The sequence below is a fragment of the Gelidibacter japonicus genome (assembly GCF_010725055.1).
Taxonomy (GTDB): domain Bacteria; phylum Bacteroidota; class Bacteroidia; order Flavobacteriales; family Flavobacteriaceae; genus Gelidibacter; species Gelidibacter japonicus.
This window is the reverse complement of the sequence record NZ_BJKB01000002.1, coordinates 479,642-502,874: the sequence shown is the minus strand read 5'-3', so window position 1 is coordinate 502,874 and position 23,233 is coordinate 479,642. Positions and strand designations below refer to the sequence as shown.

18 protein-coding genes are annotated in these 23,233 nt (G+C 37.3%); 5 read left to right on the top strand and 13 right to left on the bottom strand.

The features are described from left to right. From G6N06_RS04020 to G6N06_RS03975, 10 genes are all read right to left on the bottom strand, one after another. Positions 1-177 (bottom strand): transposase (locus G6N06_RS04020; protein ID WP_503826522.1); only part of this gene is annotated, 177 nt, incomplete at its 3' end. A gap of 328 nt (positions 178-505) precedes the next feature. After that, positions 506-1,531 carry a hypothetical protein gene (locus G6N06_RS04015; protein WP_163514765.1) on the bottom strand — a complete coding sequence of 342 codons (1,026 nt, stop codon included), beginning with the start codon at positions 1,529-1,531 and terminating at the stop codon, positions 506-508. 197 nt (positions 1,532-1,728) lie between these two features. Then, on the bottom strand, positions 1,729-2,415 hold the full coding sequence (locus G6N06_RS04010) for a hypothetical protein (RefSeq protein WP_163514764.1): 687 nt from the start codon (positions 2,413-2,415) through the stop codon (positions 1,729-1,731). An 89-nt stretch (positions 2,416-2,504) separates the two neighbouring features. After that, positions 2,505-2,903 (bottom strand): hypothetical protein, encoded by a 399-nt coding sequence (locus tag G6N06_RS04005; protein ID WP_163514763.1) that lies wholly within the window; start codon positions 2,901-2,903, stop codon positions 2,505-2,507. A gap of 12 nt (positions 2,904-2,915) precedes the next feature. Further along, positions 2,916-3,317, bottom strand: a complete 402-nt coding sequence (locus tag G6N06_RS04000; protein ID WP_163514762.1) for a hypothetical protein — start codon at positions 3,315-3,317, stop codon at positions 2,916-2,918. A gap of 178 nt (positions 3,318-3,495) precedes the next feature. Further along, positions 3,496-3,942: an iron-sulfur cluster assembly accessory protein gene (locus G6N06_RS03995; RefSeq protein WP_163514761.1), complete on the bottom strand. Its 447-nt coding sequence runs from the start codon at positions 3,940-3,942 to the stop codon at positions 3,496-3,498. A 587-nt stretch (positions 3,943-4,529) separates the two neighbouring features. Then, positions 4,530-4,748 (bottom strand): hypothetical protein, encoded by a 219-nt coding sequence (locus G6N06_RS03990; protein WP_163514760.1) that lies wholly within the window; start codon positions 4,746-4,748, stop codon positions 4,530-4,532. Positions 4,749-4,755: 7 nt separating this feature from the next. Then, complete coding sequence (locus G6N06_RS03985; RefSeq protein WP_163514759.1) at positions 4,756-5,070, bottom strand: rhodanese-like domain-containing protein; 315 nt, start codon at positions 5,068-5,070, stop codon at positions 4,756-4,758. Between the two features lies 1 nt (position 5,071). Then, positions 5,072-5,356 (bottom strand): rhodanese-like domain-containing protein, encoded by a 285-nt coding sequence (locus G6N06_RS03980; RefSeq protein WP_163514758.1) that lies wholly within the window; start codon positions 5,354-5,356, stop codon positions 5,072-5,074. Between the two features lie 276 nt (positions 5,357-5,632). After that, positions 5,633-6,022, bottom strand: a complete 390-nt coding sequence (locus G6N06_RS03975) for a DUF302 domain-containing protein (RefSeq protein WP_163514757.1) — start codon at positions 6,020-6,022, stop codon at positions 5,633-5,635. A gap of 813 nt (positions 6,023-6,835) precedes the next feature. Here G6N06_RS03975 and G6N06_RS03970 point away from each other — a divergent pair. Together G6N06_RS03970 and G6N06_RS03965 are read left to right on the top strand one after the other, a co-directional pair. Continuing rightward, the gene (locus tag G6N06_RS03970) at positions 6,836-7,228 is read left to right on the top strand and encodes a carboxymuconolactone decarboxylase family protein (protein WP_163514756.1); all 393 of its coding nucleotides are present in this window, start codon (positions 6,836-6,838) and stop codon (positions 7,226-7,228) included. A 147-nt stretch (positions 7,229-7,375) separates the two neighbouring features. Then, complete coding sequence (locus G6N06_RS03965) at positions 7,376-7,996, top strand: MarC family protein (RefSeq protein ID WP_163514755.1); 621 nt, start codon at positions 7,376-7,378, stop codon at positions 7,994-7,996. 97 nt (positions 7,997-8,093) lie between these two features. Here the strand turns inward: G6N06_RS03965 and G6N06_RS03960 are convergent, their stop codons facing one another. The 3 genes from G6N06_RS03960 to G6N06_RS03950 form a co-directional block, all read right to left on the bottom strand. After that, on the bottom strand, positions 8,094-9,638 hold the full coding sequence (locus G6N06_RS03960; RefSeq protein WP_163514754.1) for a RagB/SusD family nutrient uptake outer membrane protein: 1,545 nt from the start codon (positions 9,636-9,638) through the stop codon (positions 8,094-8,096). Between the two features lie 20 nt (positions 9,639-9,658). Continuing rightward, the gene (locus G6N06_RS03955; protein ID WP_163514753.1) at positions 9,659-12,754 is read right to left on the bottom strand and encodes a SusC/RagA family TonB-linked outer membrane protein; all 3,096 of its coding nucleotides are present in this window, start codon (positions 12,752-12,754) and stop codon (positions 9,659-9,661) included. Positions 12,755-13,014: 260 nt separating this feature from the next. Beyond that, positions 13,015-14,709, bottom strand: coding sequence for a tetratricopeptide repeat protein (locus G6N06_RS03950; protein WP_163514752.1), 1,695 nt, complete (start codon positions 14,707-14,709; stop codon positions 13,015-13,017). 198 nt (positions 14,710-14,907) lie between these two features. On the opposite strand from G6N06_RS03950, the gene G6N06_RS03945 reads away from it, so the two are divergent. The 3 genes from G6N06_RS03945 (at position 14,908) to lacZ (ending at position 23,228) form a co-directional block, all read left to right on the top strand. Beyond that, on the top strand, positions 14,908-16,938 hold the full coding sequence (locus G6N06_RS03945; RefSeq protein WP_205334715.1) for an MGH1-like glycoside hydrolase domain-containing protein: 2,031 nt from the start codon (positions 14,908-14,910) through the stop codon (positions 16,936-16,938). Next, positions 16,939-19,965 (top strand): aminotransferase class III-fold pyridoxal phosphate-dependent enzyme, encoded by a 3,027-nt coding sequence (locus G6N06_RS03940; protein ID WP_163514750.1) that lies wholly within the window; start codon positions 16,939-16,941, stop codon positions 19,963-19,965. It begins immediately after the preceding gene. Positions 19,966-20,096: 131 nt separating this feature from the next. Further along, complete coding sequence (gene lacZ / locus G6N06_RS03935) at positions 20,097-23,228, top strand: beta-galactosidase, LacZ type (RefSeq protein ID WP_163514749.1); 3,132 nt, start codon at positions 20,097-20,099, stop codon at positions 23,226-23,228. The last annotated feature ends 5 nt before the right edge of the window (positions 23,229-23,233 follow it).

Here is a 23,233-nt window from a genome sequence, read left to right as displayed (position 1 = left end):
TATCGGACTTTCTGCGTTGCGTCCGTTGTCCAGGCAATATTTGTTTACCAGCTCATCATAGATAAAGGTAAAATCAATTAATTCGTTAATTTTCCTGAGAAGATTATCTTTGGGAACAACCAAGTCATATATATCGGAATACGCACTCAATTGAATCTTTTGCTGCTGTAATAACATATCCAAGTGTTTGTTAATCAGTAAAAAAGATACGAAAAAAGGAGTGAAAACACTACGGTTTACACTCCTTTTTATCTCTTTTTACCCCAATATTTTTAAGGGGACTTTTTCAGTGGCCTCGTTTACTTGAGCGTTTTTTTGTTTTAATGATTTTCAAAGCGAAGCTTTGCTGGAAGCGCGAGGCGAATCCAATACTACTATTATTATCCTCACACTTTTAAGCTTGCTTGAATTTAAAGGTTTGGATTTTTTGTTCTCAAAGCGGAGCTTTGGGGATGCGCGGAGTGAATCCAGCACCAAGTGAAAATATGTTCGCCTAACTTGTAGTTTAATTCAGAAATTTGACCGAATGCAGAAAAATGGATTCATTGGAATTGACTATTTGAGAAATAGTCCCGTTGCTTAAATTGTATGAGAATATTCCAGTTTTAGTGCAATAAAGAATTTCACTAGAGTCATATTTCCATGACACATCATAGGAATAAATATCATTGACTATTTTACTTGAATTATTCGAAATATCATAAATGGTTAAAAAATTCTGCCAATTGTTGCCATTATCGGAAAGGTCAGAACTAAAGTAACTCATTTTACTGCCATCAGTTGAAAACTTTGGATTGGTTGCTACCACTTCTTGAGAGGTTATCCTCTTTAATTGCCGATTTTCAATATCAAACGTAAATATGGCTTGGTATTGCCCATAAGCTATCAATTTGCTATCTGGAGACCATTCGGCATTGCCCGGAGACGCAAATTGGTCAAACATTTCGATATCTTGAAAACTTTGTTGAGATAAGGAGAATACTTTAAAGTTTCCTGTGCTCGTAGGAGCTTCATCGTTGGGTCCAACAATTGGAATGCCATTTCTCACCAGAAGGGAATTCCCGTCTGGGGACCATTTTGGAATTCTAAAATTACCTTCCAGATGTTCAGTAATGTTTTTCATAGTCCCACTGTTTAATTCCACTATGAAAATATCTTCATAGTTAGAGAACGCTAAGTTGTCCATATTAGGTGACACATGAAAACTGTGAATTAGAATGTTGGGTAAATTTGCTATGATCCTCGTTTTATTAGATTTAGGATTGAATTCAATAATATCCTGTCCATCCAAAAAAACAATCTTCGAATCAATGATTTGATATTGGATTCTCTTATTTAATATTTTAATTGGTCTGGTGTTATTACCATCACTGACCAGCAATTTAGAGTTGCCAGAATAATCTTGGAATGAAGCGGTCTCAATATAAACGAACGAATTATTATTATAATTTAGGTCCCCATCATCGTTGCTGCATGAAAATGTACTAATGGCCATTATAAGAATAGCTATAAAAGTTCTGAGTGTATTCATTTTTTGTTTTTTTGTTTTTTTTTGTTTGGATGGTTGTCATAAAACTTCAGTTAAAATGACTCGTAATTTACTGAAAACCCAAAAGATGGATTTATCGCTTTTTTTGAAAGAAGTGAATTCAAGAACCATGTTTTTAGTAGCATATAGTTTGACTTTTTAATTTTATGTGAACGTTTGATGTGTCTATTCAATTTATGTTATTGTACAGGGTATTTTGATATTCCAGGTTCACTATGTTCAAAAAGTCCAGATTCATAGAAAAAATTTGCCATTGCCAATCCATCGCCTTTGGAGTTTTTTGTAGCTCTTAACTCGAACCATCTTTCCATAAATTGATTTTGTCCGACGAGTTCGGTGTTGGTTTGGGCAATCATTTGGTTTAAATCTGTCAAATCATTTTCATTCAACACTTTTACATAAAAACTGCTTCCATAACTGTCAATACATAAATCGCCTATTGGTTCCCAAATGAGATTGGTACAGTTATTCGTTTTTAGTGTGAAATGCGCATAGGAGATGATAGGGTCTTGGTTTAAGTCTGAAATTATTTTGGATATTTCTTCGCAACTTTTGGAAGCCTTTAATTTTAAAGGTATTTCCTTAAACTTATAGTTTTCAGCTTTATGGATTAGGTAGTTGTAGTTTTGATCGAAAGTGTTTAGAGTTGAAATGAAATCTTCAATGTCATGATTCGGATAAATACTGTCAACTGCAATTAAAATATAATCGTTCGACATTTCTCCCAACAAATCCTGGCTTCCGTTATAGTATTTAAAATTTATAAAACCACAAGGATCTTGGTTATGTTCAGTGCCATCATTATTTGAACAGGCTATTAGTGTCATACCCATCAATATCAATGAAATATAGTTTTTTACGTTCATGTCTTATAAGTAGATGTGTTTTGTTGAAGAATGATCAAGATTATAAACTCTAAAAATTCCACTCTCAGTCATTTATATGAGCTGTAAGGTTAGGGCAATCTTTCTACGGTGAGACGCTTCTCATTCAATGTTTTAATTTCCCAATGGTTATCCATCTGACCAGCCATTCCATTATCAATGGTAATGGTAATGATGGAGTCATTTCTTTTCCATGTTCCTTGAAAATCAGCAAATATCAACGGCGGTGTGCCACACCAACCGGAGCTTCTTTCCAAACTTATGTTTTCTGTTAAAAAAGCCACGCCATACGCATCATTTTTGAATCTTTTGGCTCTTTCAAATGTCGTTCCTGAGTCGCTATAGACAGGGTTGATCCAATACCCAATCAACATGTCCGATTCATCAATCACTATGGACTCATTATCATTATCGCATCCAATATTGACCATAATAAAAAGAAATAAAAAAGCTTTAAATAGTGTTTTCATATCTCCTGTGTTTTAATTAATGGTTAGGTTGACTGTTATGAACTCCGTTGGACTTGATTTAAAATTCAATTCGTAATTGCCTACTTTATTGGTGATAAATTCATAATTGACCGTTATGATAGGTAGGTTATCTGTACAAATACAGCCTACATATTTTGCTTCAACTTCAATAGCACTCGTGTTTCCGTTTTTCTTTTCAATAAATTTTCCAAATCCGCCACAGCCGTTATTGACCTGAAAACTTACTTCAATATTAATAATCTTATTGGTTACTCCAGTCTTAGGAGCCTCTACAGAAGTGACAAATGCAGTTTGGGTCGAAATACAATCCTCGTTTTTATCATCATCACTACAACTTATGAGCAAACCGTTAGTCATCATGAAAAGTAGTAGGATAATTTTCTTTGGTCTCATAGTTAATTTGATTCTGGATGGTTTTTTATAAGATGCATAATTTGGCAATAGGTTGCGTAAAAAGTTCTATAAATAATTAATTACGAGGCTCTCAATAAAATAGTATCTCGCTGATTTTATTCGTGATATTTAGGTTTAATTTACTAGTGATCCTTTTAAGAAGGAGCTTAGATATATATCAATAGGTATATATCAATTGGGCGTCCCATTTTTCCAAATTCAACCAGATTTCCTTTTTTTGAATTCTTAGAGGGGTAAGGTCAAATGACATTGTTTTGCCAACTATGGCGTTACAGAGTTCTGTATTGTCTATAAACAACTTTAGATCTCTTTGTGGAATTGTTGTTTCGGAAACTCTCCCGGCATCAACCAAGTCCATTTTTATTGTACTTCCTGTACAACCACCTGATAGAATACCAATGACCAAACAATCGTCCGTGATTTCTGCCGAGGTGATCTCAAAGCCATTTCTTCCAGTGCCGTCATCGTCTGGACGATTTTTAAACATATAATTATTAATAATGACGAATTCGTCACATAAGGCTGAAGTTGCAGGATCATCCTTTTTATTGCACGACAATAGAAATGACGTAAGAATCAGGATTGGGAATATGAACTTTTTCATACAATTTATTTTTAACTAGGCAATTCAATTGGAGCAAATATGCTCCTAAGTTATTGAAATTACATCTAAACCCAATTTTGTTTGAGAAGAAAGCCTTATAAACTCTTTTAATCCTGCTTGGTTTTAAATTATCGCCATAATAATACTGTCTATTCCATACGGTTTTTAAACTTATGCCCGTTTCAATTTATTTGCGAAATTCTAATTCAAATCCTTTTCAAATACTGCGGTTTCTCAAATTTATTGGCGTGTTAAGGGATTGTAAGTTTAAGTCAGATGTGGATACGGTGCAGAAACGACTTAAAATAGGGTGAAAACTTGAAGAATGAAATGAGTTGATACTGGGATGGATAAAATGTGGAAATTGAGAAAAAGAAATATTCTCATTTGATAAAGGAGGAATTCATTGAGAATTGAATTAAAAAATGGTCAAAGAACCATCAAGAATGGATTGTTTAGCTAATAACTTGAGGCCATATAGCGAGGGTAAAAAAAGAAGGAACGCAGATTTATTTAATGGAAAAACTTGAAGCTGTTTTACAATGTTGTAAACAAAACCATTTTTTAACGAAAGTCAAGTGTGATTTTTACTTTTTAGGAGTTACATCGTTTTTTATCTCACAAGCTCCGGTAGAGCAACTTGCTCCTGCGCAAGCAAGTCCGAAAAGGCCCATAGTTGCAGGCCAAGTTCCAAGTACGATTCCAATCCATTCACCTTCCCATGCGCTTAGTACAATGACCCAAATTCCTATAATTAAGTGGGCTGCCCGTATCCAGGTCCAGCCAGTGAAAATCCTGTTAAGCATAGGGTAATTATATTTTGTTATTGAGAGAGGTCCAGCCTCCGCCGTTATACACTTGGGTGAATCCCTTTGACCTGAGTATACTTCTTGCTGAAGCGCTTCGCATACCGGTGGCACAACAGGTAATTACTGGCCTATCTTTGTTTTTCAATTTGTTCAGATTCACAGTTAATGTTTGTAAAGGAATGTTTTTAGAACCTTTAATGTGACCACCTGCGAATTCTGCGCTGCTTCTTACATCTATGATAACTCCACCTTCTTTTAATAGTTGAACGTAATCTGGAGCTGGTTTTATTCCTAAAAGTTCCTTAAGTTTTGAAATCATATTATACTTTTTGTGAGGTTAAATGGTTTACTTCCAGCCATGAGCCGCCATTGAGGCATTTCACACCTTGATGGTTTAAGAAAATCTCTGCCTGTCCACTTCTCATTCCAGAGGCACAGCATAAAATCAATGGGGCCTTCATTGCTTTTAGATCTTCTATTCTCCGTGGGATTTCGTTAAGAGGAATATTTACAGATCCAGAGACACTCCCTCCCATAAATTCCTGGGGAGTGCGCACATCAACAATAGTGCATTCACTGTATTTAATAACTTCTTCACTATTCATAATTGTATTTTTTTGTGAACTTCACTTGAAATCAGCATTAAAGTTCCTACCAATTTAAGATGGCAAAATTAAAACTAAAGCACGCTATCCACAGTAACATTGGTTACATAACAAAGTTCATATTAAACCGATATGTGGTTTTATACGAAATCTGTGAAATGGATAAATAACTAAAAAAAAGCCATAACGAATGTGTAAACTCCCCGGAAATGAAATTTGTTTTTGGGGAACCCAGAAATGTATTTCATGTTTTCTAACTACTCTGAAGCATATAATCTAAGAAAGCCTATCGATTACTGCCTTCATTTTTGATTGAACTTCTTGTGCAATAGCCTCTAATTCTTTATTCTCTACAGCGGTCATTGAAGCCGCCGGATCTACTGCAGTCACTTCGGTTTTGCCATCTTCTGTTTCCTGTACAATGACGTTACAGGGTAGCATCGTTCCAATCTTGTTTTCTGCCGAGATAGCCTGGTGTGCCAATTTTGGATTACAGGCCCCTAGAATCTTATATTTCCTGAAATCCACGTTCAGTTTGTTTTTGAACGTTTCCTTTACGTCTATCTCGGTAAGAATTCCAAAACCTTCTTCTTTCAATTCTTTCGTGATTTTATCTATGGCCTCTTCAAATGAATTGTCGAGGACTTTTGAAAAATAGTAGCTCATAATTTATGTTTTATTTAATTTAATCTTTTTTTAGTTGATCCACCAAAACCTGATCTATTGGTCTTATCTAAATTCCACAAGACTTCCTCTGCTCAGTTAATGGTTGACAACAATAAAATCGGCAGCCATCGTTGTGTAGAGTTGAGTAGTGAAAATCTTAGAAAGATCAATGTCTATGCCCTTAAATAAGCATTAGCAGCTCGATACAGCGTTTTGACCCAATCTTTTGCATATCAATACCGCTGGAATTATTTATTTGTATAAAGTTAGCAAATTGTAGAGAGAATGGAAGTAACATATGTTACATAGCCTGATCTTGAGTTTTAAAAAATGTACTAAAACAGTACGAAAGAGCACAAGGGACCTGGCTTTTATTCAAAAACAAATAGAGATGCAAATCCCATTCAAGTGACCTGCCTGCTTCTCATTCCACCGCGACACGGTTTTACCATGTTCTGAATTTTTATTTTCGAAAATAATACCCTAATTTCAATTTTTGAAATCAGGTTTAAATCAGGAATCTCTCGCGAATAAAGTGAATTGGATATATAAGAAGCTATGATTGGCACCTGCTGGTAACTTTTCGTTGTATTTATTTTTCCGTAAAGTTTATTGGGTAGAAACGATAATAAACCATTAGGGTCATTGCTCTTATCATGGGGATAGAAAGTTGGGGCGTCATATGACCATTATCCACTTGAATAATATATTTCTATTTGTAGAACGAGAGATTGCAAGTCTGCTAACGGAGCATGGTGGACTGGATTTCCGAAGAGAATGAAATAATAAATCATAATAAATTAGAACAGGAACATGGAAAAATCAAAACGCTATCAACGAGGCATGGAAGTCATAAAGAAATATGAAGACCCATCGGAAAAACCGGCGTACTCTATCACTTTTGACAGTTTAATGGATCTGGATTCAGAGTTGGAAAATTATATTGTTGAGTTTGCTTTTGGAGATATTTATTCGAGAGGCGGACTGTCCGATGAAAATAAAACGCTGATTACAATTTCTTCTCTAGTTACCCAGGGATTGGAACCACAATTAAGACTGCACGTCAATATTGGTCTCACCATTGGATTGACTCCAAAGGAAATAATAGGCGCCATCATTCACTTGCTGCCATATACAGGATTTCCGCGGGTGCTGAATGCCTTAAAAGTGGCAAAAGAAGTTTTTATTGAAAGAGATATTAAATAAACAATCAAGTTAATTAACTGTGGAGCTTATCAATTGCACTCCGAAATGGGACGCAATTGGTTTTAATAATCTATTAAAATTAAATCAAAATTCCTTAGGAATTAAAAAAGTAATTCGAGTTCTTTCACTATTGAAACTCAGCAGCCAATGGATAACCTAGTAACATTTTCAATTACAGTATTTACCGGTTTTTTTGCGATCACCAATCCAATCTCAAACATGACCGTTTTTTTATCCTTGACCCAAGGTGCTGATGAAAGAACAAAACGGGATATCAACAAGAGGGCAAATATTATTGCTTTTATCATTGTCGTCGTTTTTGTCCTGTTGGGGAAATATATTTTCGAATTGTTTAATATTAGTATTCCTGCATTTAAGATTACTGGAGGAATCCTAATATTTTACATTGGTTTTGAAATGCTGCAATCAAAAAAATCGAATGTAAAGAACATTAAGGATGTCCATATTGATGAGAATATTGCGGTCTCACCATTGGCCATTCCTATTTTGGCCGGGCCAGGAACAATTGTTACCGCTATGAACTTTGTTGCCAATGTGACACCATTCCAGGTGTTTTTAGTCATTGCCATTTTTGGATCGATGAGTTTATTGACTTATATAACTTTTAGACTTAGTAAGTATATTGTTAAAGTTGTTGGATATAATGTGATTTCAGTAATTGGAAAAATAATGGGATTGATCATTGCGATTATTGGAACTGGGATGATCATAGAAGGGGTTAAACTTTCATTTAATTTATTGTCATAACTCGTGCTATCGTTTGATTCAAAGAATATTGAATAAAAAGAGCTGTCATCAACAAAATGACAGCTCTTTCTGAATAAATCAAATTAAACTAAACTATTTAATTAATGGCAGAGTTGGAGTTAATCTCTGATAATGGTATTGGCAAATAAGCGTGAGATGCCGCACTAAAATTACTTCTACCGGCTGCCTGCATGGCTTGGTCTAACATATTCCATCGTCGTAAATCAAAAAACCGTACAGATTCTAAGGTCAATTCCATGGTTCGTTCATGGATAATTTGTTTTTTGACATCAGCCTGAGAAGTTACTGTTATTGGAGGCATATGGCCATGTACTGCCCTTACGTTATTTATAAAATCAATGGCCTGAGGTGTAGCACCGGTTTCGTTCAACGCCTCAGCATACATCAGTAACACATCAGCATATCGCATCAATACCACATTAACACCAACATAGCTATTGTTCCAAACATAATTAGGTAACCATTTTCTAAAATAAACGGCATTATCATTTGTGTTTTCATAAGTTTCCATCATTAGCTCGTCCCATGTACTTCCCTGCATTTGGTTGGTGTTAGGGTCATTATAGAACGGATCTCTAAAATAGAGCGAACCGTAAAGTCTATTGTCATACAGGCCGTTGCTGGCAATCATGCCTTCACTTTTCATTTCGTTAACAATGTCCATGGTGGCAGCAATACCACCCCAGCCACCTATCGACCAATCGCCTACAAAAGCATGTAGTCTTGTTGAGTTATTCGACGTGGCATCTGCGGTTTTAAACTGCAGTTCAAAGATGGATTCTTTATTATTTTCATTTTCGCCATTAAACAAGCTTGAAAAATCGGACTCTAAGGCATAGGAACCTGCTGCGCCTTCAACAATTGGCTTAAACGCCAGTGCTGCATTTTCAAAGTCGGAGGCTTCAGATGAAGAAGGATCACCAGCTTTATACATATAGGCTTTACCCAAATAGGCTAAGGCGGCTCCTTTTGTGGCTCTTCCAGGCTCGGTATTGTCCACTGTTTGTAACATCTCAGCAGCTTGTTTGAAGTCGTTGATAATCACTTCCCATGCCTCTGGACGAGTGGATAGCGGCTTGTCTAAGGTTTCGTTGGAGATTAACTCAGTCCTTAAGATAATTTGCTCATAAAGCGTCAATAATTTAAAGTGGTAATAGCCTCTTAAAAAAGTAGCTTCTCCAATTATTTGCTTTTTCTCCGCCTCCGATATCTTGTCAGAGGTCATTTCTCCAACTTTGGTAATCACTTGATTGGCAAAATTTAATCCTTTATAGTTTGTGGTCCATATCACATCTATAAAAGTATGGCCATTGGTGTAAGTGAAATTATAAATGGACATCCAATGTGCGTAGTTGCTTGCATCCGGTCCAGGTAGGGCATAATCAGATCTGAAATATTCAACCACTGGACGTCCTTCCTGCCATCCATCCCAGAAATTGCTTCTCGATTCCAATTCTGAATAGGCCGCTACTAAACCGGACTGCGCATCTTCGGCATTTCTCCAAAAACTGGCAGAGGTTAATTGGTCTACGGATGTTTGTTCTAAGAAATCATCGTCATTACATGATGTTGTAGTTGTTATTATTAAAGCAACTAGAACTATTTTATATACGTTTTTCATTTTATTATGTTTTGTAATTTTTAAAATGCTAATTGTACTCCAAAAATTATCGATTTATATTTCGGATATAAATTAATATCAATACCTCTTGACAATACGCTTCCTCCAACTTCAGGGTCTAGGCCACTATATTTGGTGAATGTAAATAAGTCCTGTCCGGTAAGGTAAACTCTCAATTTATCCAACTCTAAAGTTTCCAGAATATTGGTCGGTAATGAATACCCAATCTGAATGGTCTTGATTCTTAAATAATCGCCTTTTTCTAAAAATCTCGTTGAGGCCCTACTGTTTCTGTTAGGGTCGCCCAATACCGCTCTTGGAATGTTGGTGTTGGTGTTGGAAGGCGTCCATGCATTCTCCGCTTCAGCTCTAAAATTCCTTCCCGTATCCAAGCTTAACAATCTAAAATCGTTGCCATTGTATATTTTGTTGCCTCCAACACCTTGGAAGAATATATTGAAGTCAAATTTTTTGTAATCGGCTGAAAGACTCAAACTGTATTCGTATTTAGGAATTGCCGTGCCTTGATAGGTTTCGTCTTTTGAATCTATTACACCATCACCATTTTGATCTACAAACCTGATGTCTCCAGGAGAGGCATTTGGTTGCGCACCGTGAGCATCAATTTCGGCCTGTGATTGGAAGATCCCATCGGCTACAGGTAAAAAATAGGCTCCAGGCTCATAACCTACTTGGGTTTGGTTCACAAAATGATCCGATCCAAACAATAAACCAATCCCATATAATTTTTGATTGGCGTTACTGAGTTTTGTTACTTCGCTGTTAATGGTGGTAAAGGTTCCAAAAGCTGAGTAACCAAATTCACCATCTTTATTGACATAGCCCAGCTCTAATTCCAATCCTTTATTTTCAAATTCTCCAACGTTTACAATCGGATTGTTGACCCCGCTTGATGGGGAAACCTCTTTTGTAATGAGTAAATCTTGAGTAGTTGTGCTATAATAGTTGATGGCCCCTTTTAACTTATTGCCCAAGGAGGCAAAGTCGATTCCGAAGTTTGATGAGGTGTTGGTTTCCCATTGTAGGTCATCATTCTGCAAATCGCGCGCGATACTTCCTAAATATGAGGTTTGTGGATTTCCAAATACATAACCTCCATTACTTCGGTCTTTTCCTTGAGAGATAAGGGCGATATAATCGTAATATCCCAAAGCACTATCATTACCTGCTTGCCCCCAGCTGAAGCGTAATTTTAGGAAGTTGAAGATATTTTGATTCTTCATAAAATCTTCATCTGTTATCTTCCACCCGGCGGCCACAGAAGGGAAAACACCATATTGATTGTTCTTCCCAAATTTTGAGCTACCATCCCTTCGGACACTCGCTTGAAATAAGTAGCGATCATTGTAGGCGTAATTAACCCTTCCAAATTGAGATACCAATGCATATTCTGCGTTTGTTCCTTCGGCCGAATAAGTGCCGTCGCCAAAGGCATTCATAGTGTTGAAACTTGGATCTAATATTGTAGCTGGGATTTTATCGCCATTCTCATCAAACTTATAACCTTCGGCTTGGACGTAGGTTTCCTTAAATGGTTCAGAGATTCGTTGATATCCCGCCAATAAATTAACCGAGTGCTTACCTAGATCAAACTGGTAATTGAGCGTGTACTCTTGATTTAACCTTCTGAATTCACTGTTGTACTCAGAAACAAAGGCGTATTCATTCTGTGGATTGTCATCAATATCCCTTACCTGAAATGGCGGATGGAAAGCATAAGTGTAATTATCTCTGTTGGCTAAGGAAAAGTTTGCGTTGGCATTAAGCCCTTCAATAATTTCATATGTAAAACCTACATTTCCTAAGAAATACTTCATCTTGGTGTAGCCATCAATAATAGCAGCTTCACCAACTGGATTTCGATGGTCAGGTAGATCGCCACTTCTATAGCCATAACCTGATGGTTTAGACGGATCTAAAACAGGAATCAAGGGTGATATGAAATAGGTTTCCCTAAGTGAGAATTTATAATCCTCTTGATTTGTTTCACTGTAATTTAAACTCGTGTTAATTTTTAATTTCCCTTTCGTGGATGAAAGGTTGGCATTGATGCCTTTTTTGGTAAATCCAGAACCGATTAAAATCCCCTTTTCATCAGCGTAACTTCCAGCTACGCTATAATTGATATTGTCAGAGGCACCACTTACGCGAACATTCAATAGGTTTAATTGACCGGTTCTGTGGGTTTCATCAATCCAATTGGTATTCACATTGGGTGGGTTTTGAACATATTGCGGTAGACTAGCACCTGCATTCTCATACATTTGTCTATGTACGGAAACGTATCCATCGGCATCAAGTAACTTCATGGCCTCTCTAGCTGTATTGGAGCTTAAAGAACTTTCTATCTCGATCTTTGTTTTGCCAGCTTTACCCTTTTTTGTGGTAATGATAATGACGCCATTAGCTGCTCGTGTTCCGTAAATAGCACCAGAAGCCGCGTCTTTTAAAACTTCAATGGACTCAATATCATTGGCATTTAAAAAATACGGGTCAGCTTGTACACCGTCAACAATATAAAGCGGTTGATTGTTCCCAAAACTTCCAATGCCTCTAATGGTGATATCTGATGTAGAACCAGGACTTCCAGAAGAAGAGGTTACCGTAACACCAGAAACCCTACCTTGGAGTGCGTCTACAGGATTTGTGGTCACCACTTTTGTGAGGTCTTCACTTTTGACAGAGCTTATGGCTCCAGTGACATCACTTTTCTTTTGGGTACCATATCCAACAATAACGATTTCATCCAAATCTTCAGCACTTTCTTGTAATGACACGTTAATGGTTGTTTGGGAGCCTACCATAATTTCTTTAGTTGCAAAACCCAAGTAACTAAAAACCAATATGGTTTGGTTGTTTGGTACTTCAAGAGAATAATTTCCGTCAAAGTCAGACTGTGTCCCAACAGATGGATCGCTTTTTACCATAACCGTTGCTCCTGGAACGGGTATTCCAGAATTATCTGTAATTGTTCCTTTCACCAAGATGCCTTGAGCATGCGTGTTGGTCATAAATCCAAAAGACACAAATACAAAAAGTAATAAAAACAGACTTTTATAAGAGTGAATTTGATTTTTTGATTGTTTTTTTTTCATGTTAGTAATTTCTTTATTAGTTAGCTGAAACTTCGATTTAACTTAAGTTTAAGAATACCAAATATGAAATTATTTTGAGACAAAACATTAGAAACCACCTTTACTTGACCTTTACAACCTATATAAATTTTAATTTTATTGAGGCTTTTGAAATCTGAATTTAATTATTTAAGTATCTGATTATGTGGGAGTAATTTGCTGATCAGTGTGTTTTGTTGGATGAGATGTGGGCAAAAGGTTGTCAGAAATAACCTTATACCTTAAATGTTTTCTAAAAAAGTTACAAGATTGTCTTTTGACTCCAAGCCGAGCTTTTTTCTTAATCGATGCCTGCCAATTTCCACCGAATTTAAAGAGATATTATTTATATTGGCAATTTCCTTGGAGCTAAGTTTGAGTTTGACCTGAACAGCAAGCTGAACATCTTTATCCGTTAAATGCGGGAATTCTTCTTTGATTTTAAATAGAAAGTCGCTTTGCAGATTTTCTATATTGGCATGGAAGCGTTGAATGTCTTCATTAAAATCAAACTTAAACGTATATTCTTTTATAAGATTATCAATGTTTTTTTTGAGCTCTTTTAAATCGGTGAATTTTAAATCTTTTAAAGACTTGGTGAAGTCCTTATATATGGAAGTACGTTGCGAGATAAACAAGGCTAGGTTTGTGAGTTCTTTTTGGCGAAACTCTAACTTGTGTTCAAGATTCTCGCGTTCTAAAGATTGTGTTTTTAACTTCTCTTTTGAGAGTTTGTGGCTCTGCAAGTAGATGGCCTTCTTCTTTTTTATATTATTCCAGAGGCTTCCAATAATCAGGACTGCAATAATGACCAATAATAGCGCACCAATGAGTAGAAAATTTCTTTTTTGTGCTTCTAAGTGTCGTTCTTGTTCTAAGAGTTTAATTTCGTTTTCACGTCGTTCGGCCTCGTACAAAACTCTCATTTCGGCGAGTCTTTCACTTTCAGTGCTTGAGAATATTTCAGAGGATTCTTCTATGTATTTCTTGTAGTAACTGTAGGCCTCCTTATAATTATTTGTTGCGACATAATAATCGGAGGTGATTTTATTATTCTCTAAAATTAATTCTTTGTTATTCTTGATCGTTTGAATAATCATTCTCGATTCTTCCAATAAAGCGTGGGCTTTTTTAAAATCCTCCTGTTTCAAATAGACAATGGACAGCTCATGCAGGATATAGACTTTTTTGTGATCGAATTTGATTTCATTGGTAATCTCCAGCGCCGATTCTAAGTATCTTATGGCTAAACCAAGGTCATCGATTTTACGATAACAGATGCCCATATTGGTCATGGCTTCGGCAATTCTGTCCTTATTGTCAAGCTCTTCGATGAGTTTTAAGGATCGCTTAAAAAAGGATAATGCTAAATTGCAATCGCCTTTCCCCTCATAAATCAGTCCTATACTATTGTAACTGTAGGCAATCCGTTGTTTTGAACCTATTTTTTCGTGTATTTTGAGTACTTCCGTATGATATTCCAAGGCTTTGTCAAAATATCCAATGTCATAATAGAGCCATCCAAGCGTGCGTAAGGTAAAAGCCAAATCGTAGTCATTTCCAATCTCTTTCCGGATTTCTAGAGATTGTAAACCATATTGTAAGGCCTTATCATAAATATCATTAAATAAATAGCCTTGGCAAAGATTGATAAGGGCCAAGCCTTCTTGCTCTTTTTGATTGAATTCCTTTGATAGTTGTAAGGCTTCTGAAGCATATTCTATGGTTTTGTCAGGGTTGATTGACCAATAGATCTCTGCAATCCTATTTAACAAGGGTGTTTTTTTTACCCGATTCACTGTAGGTAAAATGGTCAACAAACTGTCCAATTCAACTTGCGAATCAGCTGGGTTTTCATCCCATATATTCGTTTGTGCCTGTGTTGTAAAACAAATGCATATAAAGGTGAAAAGAATAAAATGCGTCAACTTTTTCATGAATTGGAATTTCTTAGTAACAGAGCTGTACTTATACTTTTTAGAATGATTTGCGTGTTATCAAATATCGACAATATTAATTTAATATTTTTAATGAAAGAGGCATTTGTAAGGTCAAGTAAAGGTGAGTTTTGTGTTATTGTCAATAAAAAAACGAAATTTGCTATGTCATAATATAAATGGATTTAAAACTTTGAAATGGTTAAAAAGATGTATCTGAAAACAATGGCCAAATATGTAATTACACTCGGATTGTTATTTAATTTGAGTTGCAATACTTCAAAAGAATCACAGAAAACTGAGAAAGCAAATAATTTTCTGGATTTCAGTGAAAACATTTTGGATTATCATATCACGCCGAAAGATGCTAAAGACAGATCAGGTCTTATGTTTTCTGATCAGGGCGCTTGGTTTGCCTATGGGATGCCTGAAGATACAACTGATGTGATTGGCTTTACAGGACCTTTTTTAATGACACAGCAAAACGGGGTTTGGTTAAGCAATTCTTTTGCAAATACTAAGATTAGGGTGGATAACAATCCTGAATCCTTAAAGACCGAATCTTCACGTAGTTATTCAAGTCACTTGGAAATGAATTATGCATGCGATAAAATAGCCGTTAGCGAAACCTTGCTTTTTAAAAACGGCCACACCGCTTTATTGCAGACCAAAATCAAGAATACTGGTAATGAAACGATCGATGTGGAAGTGCTTTGGGGAAATGCGCCAATTTTGATTGAAGGGATTTCATTATCGCAAAATGATCACACCATCACTATTAATTCCACAGAAACCGATGCTATAGGCTACCTCACTTTCCCTAAAAATACGCAGGTTGAGTTGGTTGATAGCTTAAACTATAAAGCAAAAGAGGTTCTGACTCTAAAACCCAACGAAACCAAAGAAATTGTGGTGGCACAAACTTTTATTTTTCCTGAATATTCCTGGGAAGAAGAGAAACAAAGCATAGCTAACGTGAATTTTGATTCGGTTTTTGAAGTTCGAAAAAGCGAAAAGAACAATCAGTTAAAAGCCATTATTGAAAATAGGAAACCAGAATTTAAAGATGATAAATATGCTGGGGTTCTGGCCAAGTCACAGTTGACCTTACAAAATAACTGGCGAATCCCTGCTGGGGAATTGACCAACGAAGGCTTATTTCCAAGTTATCATTATATAGGCTTCCACGGGTTTTGGGCCTGGGATTCGTGGAAACATGCTGTGGGATTAGCCTATTATGACATCGACTTGGCAAAAAATCAAATGCGGGCCATGTTCGATTTTCAAAGTGATGATGGATTTATAGTCGATTGTATCTTTCGAGATACCACAATTGAAGCGCATAACTACCGCGACACCAAACCACCACTATCGGCATGGGCGGTTGCTAAAATTTATGAAAAGGATAAGGATGCCGAATTTGTAAAAGAGTTGTATCCGAAAATCAAAAATTACCACGAGTGGTGGTACGCTAAACGCGACCACGATCAAGATGGATTATGTGAATATGGTTCTACCGATGGAACCGTAGTAGCCGCAAAATGGGAAAGTGGAATGGATAATGCCATTCGTTTTGACGATTCCAAAATTCTTAAAAACGGAGAAGGTGCGTATTCTTTAGATCAGGAAAGTGTCGATTTAAACGCTTATTTGTATGCTGAAAAACTTTATTTAAGTGAATTGGCAGAGATAATCAATAAATTAGAGGATGCAAAAACCTATAAAGACGAAGCAGCACTATTGAAAGATAAAATCCAAGAACAATTCTATGACCCAGAGGACGGTTGGTTTTATGATACAACTCTTGACGGTAAAACTTTTATTAAAGGTGAAGGAAGTGAAGGCTGGACCGCACTTTGGGCAAATGCCACAACACAAGAGCAAGCTAATGCTGTAAAATTTAAAATGATGGACCCTGAAAAGTTCTATACGAAAGTCCCTTTTCAAACCATGAGTGCGGATCATGAGAAATTCAATCCACTAAAAGGTTATTGGAGAGGCCCGAACTGGCTGGATCAGGCTTATTTTGGTGTTCAGGGATTACGCAATTACGGATTTAATACAGAGGCAGATCAAGCGACCATCCGAATTATTGAAGGTGCCAATGGCGTTTTAGGAAAAGGAAAAGCCATTCGTGAGAATTACCATCCCATCACTGGAGAAGGTTTAAACGCCCAAAATTTCAGTTGGAGTGCAGCACATCTTATCATGCTATTACAAAACGACTAAATGAACTACGACAACTTAAAAATATCAAATCAGCAGGCTGAAGACATTCTCTTCAAGCTATTCCAGATTAAAGGAAAGGCAACAGCACTTCCTGGCGAATTGGATTTTAACTTTAGAATTAAGGTTGATAATGGGCCTGGTTACATTCTAAAAATATCCCGGCCGAACGAAAATGAGAACTATCTTGATTTTCAACAACAACTATTGCAGTTTGTTGCAGATCATGGGCGAAATCTAATGGCGCCCAAAGTTATAAGTGATACGAATGGAAATGCTATTTCTAAAATCACCGATGATTTTGGAAAGGAACGCCATGTGCGGTTATTAAGTTGGGTTTCTGGCCGCGTTTGGAGTGGCATCAATCCGCAATTGGATGATTTGCGCTTTAGTTTAGGTAAACAATGCGGATTGTTGACCCTATCGCTGCAAGGGTTTGACCATGCAGAAGCACATCGCGGATTTGATTGGGATGTGGCACAATCGCTTTGGACAAAAGACCATGTTGACCTGTTTAGAGATGAAGAAAAAGCCATCGTTGAATATTTTCAAAATCTGTTTGAAGTCTCTCAAGATACCTATTCGAAATTAAGAAAAGCAGTCGTTCACAATGATGCCAACGATAATAATATCATTGTCTCCTCCGATTTACTTGAACCTAAAGTTGAAGCGGTCATAGATTATGGCGACGCTGTTCATACCCAGATTATAAATGATGTTGCCGTTGCTTGCGCGTATGCTATAATGGATCATAACGACCCGTTGGAAGCGGCTTTGCCGATTGTTCAAGGCTATCATTCGACGTTTGAATTGCAAGAGGACGAATTAGCGCATTTATACAATGCTATTGCCATGCGATTGGTGATTTCAGTGACTAAATCGGCCATCAATAAAATTGCAGAACCTGATAACACCTACTTGTTGATCAGTGAAAAACCAGCTTGGAAAGTGCTTGAGAAATGGCGCAATATAAGTCCGGATTTTGCGCATTTCAGTTTTAGAAATACCTGTGGTTACGAAGCACATCCTAAGACAAAGGCGTTTAAGGATTGGGCTGAAAAACAAAGTTTTGAACTAAACCACCTGTTTCCAACCATTGACAAGAACGACGTACATCACGTCGATTTGAGTGTGTCGAGCAAATGGATCGGTCACCAAGAGGAATTTAACGATCTGGACCTCTTTCAGTTTAAAATTGACCGGCTTCAAAAGAAAAATTCTAACAAAATTATCGCCGGTGGCTATTTAGAACCTCGTGCTTTATATACGTCGGATGCTTATGATAAAATAGGAAATTCCGGAAAGGAAAGTAGAACCATCCACTTAGGGGTTGATTTTTGGTTGCCAAGCGGCACTCCAGTTCATGCGCTATTTGATGGCGAAGTGGTTATTGCTGTCAATGACGCTGGTGATAAGGAATATGGTGGATTGGTTATTCTAAAACACCAAGCCGACGACTTTGAATTCTACACCCTATATGGGCATTTATCGGTTGAAAGCGCTACTAAAAATAAAGTTGGGGACACTATAAAGAAAGATGAAAAAATCGGAGCATTAGGAGCTTCACAAGAAAACGGCAATTGGGTGCCTCATCTTCATTTTCAGCTCATGTTGTCACTTTTAGATTATAAGAATGATTTCCCCGGCGTTGCGTATTATAATCAAATAAACGTGTGGAAGAATATCTGTCCAAATCCGAATGTGTTATTTAAAACCGAAGCGCTTCAAAAAATTGATGGCACTTCCAATGCCGAATTAATCAACTATAGAAAGCAACATTTAGGCAAAAGCTTAAGTCTTCAATATAAAGAGCCCATCAAAATGGTTCGCGGTGCGGGTCAATATTTAATGGACCAGTACGGACGTAAATATTTGGACACCGTCAATAACGTGGCGCATGTTGGTCATGAAAATTATGACGTGGTAAAGGCAGGTCAAGAACAAATGGCTCTGATCAATACCAATTCGCGCTATTTGCACGACAATATCAATGCCCTGGCCGAAGAACTTATTGAAACCTTGCCACCAGAATTAAGTGTTTTACATTTTGTCAATTCGGGCAGTGAAGCCAATGAACTGGCCATTAGAATGGTCAAAGCGGCCACTGGCGAACGGGATATAATAGCCAGTGAAGTGGGCTATCATGGCAATAGTAATATGTGCATCGACATTAGTTCTTATAAATTTGATGGAAAAGGAGGAAGTGGTGCTCCAGAACATACCCATATTTTCCCTTTGCCAGATGCGTTTAGAGGAAAATATAGAGGCGAGGACAGCGCAGAGAAATATGCAGAAGAAGTCCAAAAACAAATCGATGTTGTCCATAAAAAAAGCCGTGGCGTAGGTGCATTCATTATAGAACCTATTATCAGCTGCGGCGGACAAGTTGAGTTGCCAGAAGGGTTTTTAGCCAAAGCCTATGAAAAAGTGAGAGCAGCTGGCGGCCTTTGTATTTCTGACGAAGTCCAAACGGGTTGCGGCAGGACGGGGAAAACATTTTGGGGCTTTCAATTACATGATGTGGTTCCAGATATTGTCACTATTGGCAAGCCTTTAGGTAATGGACATCCCCTTGCTGCAGTGGCTTGTACACGTGAGGTTGCAGATAAGTTTGCGAATGGCATGGAATACTTCAATACTTTTGGTGGGAATCCAGTGTCCTGTGCTATTGGTGCTGAGGTGATACGCACTGTAAAGCGGGAGAAATTACAGGAAAACGCCTTAAAAGTCGGAACATTTTTAAAAGATGAACTCCGTAAATTGGCTCACGAGTTTCCAATTATTGGTGATGTGCGTGGACAAGGTTTATTTCTTGGAATTGAATTGGTGGATGCGGATATGAATCCATTGGCAGCCCAAACCGATTATTTAGCAGATAGAATGAAAGATCACGGTATTTTAATGAGTACTGATGGTCCAGATCATAACGTATTGAAGATTAAACCCCCAATTATTTTTACTAAAGATAACGCCGAAGAATTGCTCTTTTATTTGAGAAAAATATTAGCGGAAGATATCATGCAATTTTAGAATTATTCGAAACGGAACGTGCATACTAACAGCATAATCGCACAGCGGAATGAGTGTTTGCGGACCATTCCGACGTTCGGAAATTATTAAAAACCAAGCTTGCCATCGTGGCGGGCATTAAAAAATTACACATGAAATTAAAATTATTTAGTGCCATCGTTTTATTTATAGTTTTGGGTTGCAAAAACGCACCTCTATTGGAAGTGCCAGAACAAACGTCCCATTTTAACCACGAGGTATTTGAAGACCATAAATTGCCGCCAAGAGCGACCTATTTCGCATTTGAATCGGCTGACCTTAAAGAAAAGGAAAATTCAAAACGCTTCTTAAGTTTAAACGGACCGTGGAAATTCAATTGGGTTAAGGATCCAAAAACCAGACCTACAACATTTCAAAATGTGAATTTTGACGACTCTGATTGGACAACAATTCCAGTTCCTGCAAATTGGGAAGTGGAGGGCTACGATCATCCAATTTATTTGGACGAGCGTTATCCGTTTACCACGACCTGGCCAGATGCACCCACCGATTATAATCCCGTTGGTACCTATAGAAAAGAAATTACTTTAGATAAAGAGTTTTTATCTGAAGACGTCATCTTACATTTCGCAGGTGCCAAATCGGCAATGTATCTTTATATCAACGGCGACTATGTAGGCTATTCCCAAGGCAGTAAGTTGCCAGCGGAATTTAATATTACCAAGTATTTAAAAGAAGGTAAGAATTTATTGGCTTTGCAGATGTTCCGTTGGAGCGATGCCAGTTATTTGGAAAGTCAGGACTTTTTGCGCATGAGTGGTATTGAGCGCGACGTTTATTTATATACGCAACCAAAAGTTTCCATTTCAGATTATTACGCCTATACCAATTTAGATGAAAACTACACCAACGGCATTTTTAAAAACACCGTTTCAATAGCCAATCATTCTAATGAGCCTGTCAAAAGAAAAGTGTCCGTAGAAGTTTTTGATGGGGAAACATCAAAATTTACTGATTCTAAAGTTTTAGAGATTCCAGCGAATGATAGTATTCAATTTTCTTCAGAAAGCATTTTTGAAAACGTAAAACAGTGGTCGGCCGAACAGCCAAATCTATATACTTTGAAAATAGTTTTAAAAGATGATACGAACGCAAAAAACGATCAATTCATCACCAGAAATGTTGGGTTTAAAAGTGTAGAGATCAAAAACTCTCAAGTGTTGATAAACGGAAAGGCTATTTACATTCGTGGCGTTAACAGACACGAAACGGATCCTCTTACTGGGCATATCGTATCACGGGAATCAATGGAAAAGGACATTCAGCTAATGAAACTAAATAATATTAATGCGGTGCGGACGTCACATTATCCCAACGATCCGTATTGGTTGGAATTGTGCGATAGATATGGTTTGTACGTGGTAGATGAAGCTAATATCGAGAGTCACCCGTTAGCCATAGACAAAAACACGCAAATAGGAAATGAAATGAGCTGGTTGCCAGCACATGAAGCGCGTACGCAACGCATGTACTATCGCGATCGGAATCATGTTTCAATTTACTCATGGTCTTTAGGGAACGAAGCGGGAACGGGGGAGATTTTTAGAACTACTTATAAGTGGTTGAAATCACATGATGATAATCGGATTGTGCAATATGAACCTGCGAGAAAAGAAGATTATACTGACTTGTATTGCCCAATGTATCCAAAGCCAGAATTTCTGATCGAACACGGAAAATCCAATTCGGATAAACCATCCATCATGATCGAATATGCGCATGCCATGGGAAATTCGGTGGGCAACTTGCAGGATTATTGGGATATAATTGAAACCTACCCTAATCTTCAAGGCGGTTATATTTGGGATTGGGTAGACCAGGCTTTAGAATATAAAGATGAAAATGGGAATCCGTATTTTGCCTATGGACATGATTACCATCCCGACTTGCCAACCGACGGGAACTTTTTAAATAATGGTTTGGTCGATCCACATCGTGTGCCACACCCACATTTGACCGAAGTCAAAAAGGTTTACGAACCCGTCCAATTCAATTATTTGGGGAATGGCGTGATAGAAGTTGAAAACAAGAATTTCTTTGTGGATTTCTCTGATAAAACCATTGCTTGGAAAATATTGGAAAACGGCAAAGAAGTTTTTCAAGATGAGAATATTAATATTGATGTGAAGCCTCAAGAGACTGGGAAAATAAAACTTGAGAAATTTCCAACTTCCTTATCTTTAGGAAACGAGTTTATACTCCAAGTCAGTTTAATTCAAAAAGATGCCAAAGATTTAATTCCGAAAGGCTATGAAGTGGGCTGGGATGAGTTTGTACTTCAAAAAGGCCAATTTAATATGCCAATTTCGTCTGAAGGGAAATCTCTTGAAATCGTTCAAAACAACGATACATTCACAATTAAAAATGACCTTGTTGATTTGAAGGTCAATGCAGAAACAGGAGAAATCCAATCGTGGACTTACGACGGAAAGCTCATCACCAATAAAGCGATCCGCCCAAGTTTCTGGCGTGCACCAACAGATAATGATTTAGGAAACAATATGCAAGAATGGGCTAAAATCTGGCAGGACGCCACTTATAAATACAGCTCTAACTTATCTTTAAAGCCTACTAAATCCAATGATGGCGTAACCTATAAAGTCAATTATCTATTGCCAAATAATGAGGCGAAAGTAGAAGTTAAATACACCTTGAAAACCGATGGAAGTCTAAATGCCCATTTTAGCTTTACGCCCAATCAAAAGGATCTGCCTAACATCCCTCGTTTAGGGATGTACATGACCTTATCCAATGATTTTACTGATGTGTCTTGGTATGGAAAAGGAGAGACGGAAAGTTATTGGGACAGGAAAACAGGCTTAAAAACAGGGGTTTATGCTGGGAAAATCGTAGATCAGTTTGAAAGATATCTCCGTCCGCAGGAAACAGGAAATAAAACGGATGTCCGTTGGGTTGAAGTTACATCGCCTAATGTGAAATTAACCGCGTCAAGTACTATCTTACTTAACACAAGTGTTTGGCCATTTGATATGACTGAAATCGATTTTAATAGTGATGATGCCAGCGAATCGGCTTCTGGTTTGGTGCCTGTCACCAAAAAGCACGGCGCCGATATTAAAATTGGCAATACGGTGCAATGGAACATTGACTATATGCAAATGGGAGTTGGCGGCGATACGTCGTGGGGACGATTGGTCCATCCGGAATACACAATTCCTGCCAATAAGGGGTATGAGTACTCGTTTACTATACAGCCTAATTAATAATC

Excerpts from the sequence above, each read along its gene's own strand:
- G6N06_RS03945 (WP_205334715.1), top strand. The coding sequence starts at position 14,908 with ATGGTTAAAAAGATGTATCTGAAAACAATGGCCAAATATGTAATTACA.
- G6N06_RS04010 (WP_163514764.1), bottom strand. The coding sequence starts at position 2,415 with ATGAACGTAAAAAACTATATTTCATTGATATTGATGGGTATGACACTA.
- G6N06_RS03975 (WP_163514757.1), bottom strand. The coding sequence starts at position 6,022 with ATGAGCTACTATTTTTCAAAAGTCCTCGACAATTCATTTGAAGAGGCC.
- lacZ (WP_163514749.1), top strand. The coding sequence starts at position 20,097 with ATGAAATTAAAATTATTTAGTGCCATCGTTTTATTTATAGTTTTGGGT.
- G6N06_RS03970 (WP_163514756.1), top strand. The coding sequence starts at position 6,836 with ATGGAAAAATCAAAACGCTATCAACGAGGCATGGAAGTCATAAAGAAA.
- G6N06_RS03980 (WP_163514758.1), bottom strand. The coding sequence starts at position 5,356 with ATGAATAGTGAAGAAGTTATTAAATACAGTGAATGCACTATTGTTGAT.
- G6N06_RS03990 (WP_163514760.1), bottom strand. The coding sequence starts at position 4,748 with ATGCTTAACAGGATTTTCACTGGCTGGACCTGGATACGGGCAGCCCAC.
- G6N06_RS03960 (WP_163514754.1), bottom strand. The coding sequence starts at position 9,638 with ATGAAAAACGTATATAAAATAGTTCTAGTTGCTTTAATAATAACAACT.
- G6N06_RS03955 (WP_163514753.1), bottom strand. The coding sequence starts at position 12,754 with ATGAAAAAAAAACAATCAAAAAATCAAATTCACTCTTATAAAAGTCTG.
- G6N06_RS03995 (WP_163514761.1), bottom strand. The coding sequence starts at position 3,942 with ATGAAAAAGTTCATATTCCCAATCCTGATTCTTACGTCATTTCTATTG.
- G6N06_RS03985 (WP_163514759.1), bottom strand. The coding sequence starts at position 5,070 with ATGATTTCAAAACTTAAGGAACTTTTAGGAATAAAACCAGCTCCAGAT.
- G6N06_RS04005 (WP_163514763.1), bottom strand. The coding sequence starts at position 2,903 with ATGAAAACACTATTTAAAGCTTTTTTATTTCTTTTTATTATGGTCAAT.
- G6N06_RS03965 (WP_163514755.1), top strand. The coding sequence starts at position 7,376 with ATGGATAACCTAGTAACATTTTCAATTACAGTATTTACCGGTTTTTTT.
- G6N06_RS04015 (WP_163514765.1), bottom strand. The coding sequence starts at position 1,531 with ATGAATACACTCAGAACTTTTATAGCTATTCTTATAATGGCCATTAGT.
- G6N06_RS03940 (WP_163514750.1), top strand. The coding sequence starts at position 16,939 with ATGAACTACGACAACTTAAAAATATCAAATCAGCAGGCTGAAGACATT.
- G6N06_RS03950 (WP_163514752.1), bottom strand. The coding sequence starts at position 14,709 with ATGAAAAAGTTGACGCATTTTATTCTTTTCACCTTTATATGCATTTGT.
- G6N06_RS04000 (WP_163514762.1), bottom strand. The coding sequence starts at position 3,317 with ATGAGACCAAAGAAAATTATCCTACTACTTTTCATGATGACTAACGGT.